The organism is Autumnicola musiva (assembly GCF_031846585.1).
Taxonomy (GTDB): Bacteria; Bacteroidota; Bacteroidia; order Flavobacteriales; family Flavobacteriaceae; genus Autumnicola; species Autumnicola musiva.
Genome location: NZ_JAVRHK010000057.1, coordinates 1 through 1,649, shown reverse-complemented (window position 1 = coordinate 1,649; position 1,649 = coordinate 1). Strand labels below are relative to the sequence as shown.

The window sequence follows — 1,649 nt, the reverse complement described above, 5'->3', positions numbered from 1 at the left end:
CAGTACCGGGGGCAGGATTAAACGATAGCAATAGAAAGGACCTCACAGATTTTTTAAAACCTGTGAGGTCTGAAGATTTAAAAGTTTAAGAATAAGAAACAAATGGCAACATTTACACGAATAGCGGTAGCCCAGGCTACCAAAGCAACCGGTGTAGTACCGGTGTTTTATAATAAAGACCTGGAAACCTGCAAAAAGGTGGTCAAAGCCTGTTATGATGGCGGGGCACGGGTATTTGAATTTACCAATCGCGGTGATTATGCCCATGAGGTTTTTGGAGAACTGAATAAATACGTTACCCAGAACCTGGAGGGGATGATATTGGGTGTAGGTTCCATTTTAGATGCCGGCACCACGTCATTATACCTGCAATTGGGCGCAAACTTTATAGTTTCCCCAATTGTGAATCCGGAAATGGCCAAAACCTGTAACCGCCGGAAAGTATCCTGGATGCCGGGTTGTGGTTCTGTTACTGAAATTTCCTATGCAGAAGAACTTGGCGCTGAAGTGGTAAAGATCTTCCCGGGAAGCCAGGTTGGAGGGCCGGCTTTCGTAAAAGCGGTCAGAGGTCCGCTTCCATGGGCGAGCATCATGCCTACCGGCGGGGTAAGCCCTACGGAAGAAAACCTGAAAGAATGGTTTAATGCCGGCGTACACTGCGTGGGAATCGGTTCCAAGCTTTTTCAGAAAAAGGAAGATGGCAGCTTTGATTATGAAAAAATAAAGGAGAGTATAAAGTGTTCAATAGAAATAGTAGAATCTTTGAGAATATGAAATTTTATAAAATTACATTTTTGATTTTAGTTTTTTTGCCTGTATTGTTTTCCGGATGTGATTCCGAGGACGAAACAAAGGTAATACGATTAGGTCATGGTTTAGATACTTCACATTCTGTACATAAAGCTATGGTTTCTATGTCAAAGCGGTTGGAGGAAAAATCAGGTGGCACAATGACTATTAAGATTTATCCCAACCAACAATTAGGTTCAGAGCGGGAGTGTGTAGAATTACTCCAAATAGGTAGTCTGGGAATGACAAAGGTTTCTGCCGCTACAATGGAAAATTTTGCTGAAGAGTTCAAGGTATTAAATCTACCGTATCTCTTCAGAAACAGTGAGCATCGATTTAATGTTCTTGAAGGTGAAATTGGGCGAGAATTATTGGAAAGTAGTAGGGATAAGAACCTAATAGGGCTAACTTTTTATGATTCCGGTACTCGAAATTTTTACGCAGATAAGCCCATAGAGTCACCTTCGGATTTACAAGGCTTAAAATTGAGGGTGATGCAGAGCCAGACTGCAATAAATACAGTAAAGAATTTAGGTGGTTCTCCAACCCCAATTAGCTGGGGGGAATTGTATACAGCACTTCAGCAAGGAATTGTGGATGGTGCTGAAAATAACCTGCCAAGTTATTACCTGAATAATCATTTCGAAGTATGCTCCTACTACACTATGGACGAACATACAGCGGTTCCAGATGAGTTATTAATAAGTAGCATTATCTGGGATAAATTAACTACTCAGCAACAGAAATGGCTAAAGGAAGCAGCTGAAGAATCTTCGGTTTATCAGAAGAAACTATGGCAACAATCTGAGGAGGAAGCATTAAATGGGATGAAAAAAGCTGGTGTAACTATAATTCGTCCA

The 1,649-nt window shown here is 41.2% G+C and carries 2 protein-coding genes; both read left to right on the top strand.

The window, feature by feature from the left end; translation table 11 throughout:
* The first annotated feature begins 102 nt into the window (after window positions 1-102).
* Window positions 103-774, top strand: coding sequence for a bifunctional 4-hydroxy-2-oxoglutarate aldolase/2-dehydro-3-deoxy-phosphogluconate aldolase (locus RM539_RS19790; RefSeq protein ID WP_311505149.1), 672 nt, complete (start codon window positions 103-105; stop codon window positions 772-774).
* A 20-nt stretch (window positions 775-794) separates the two neighbouring features.
* Window positions 795-1,649, top strand: an 855-nt coding sequence (locus RM539_RS19785; protein WP_311505148.1) for a TRAP transporter substrate-binding protein, incomplete at its 3' end; no start/stop codon positions are given.

Coding starts and splice junctions, on each gene's coding strand:
- RM539_RS19790 (WP_311505149.1), top strand. CDS start 103: ATGGCAACATTTACACGAATAGCGGTAGCCCAGGCTACCAAAGCAACC.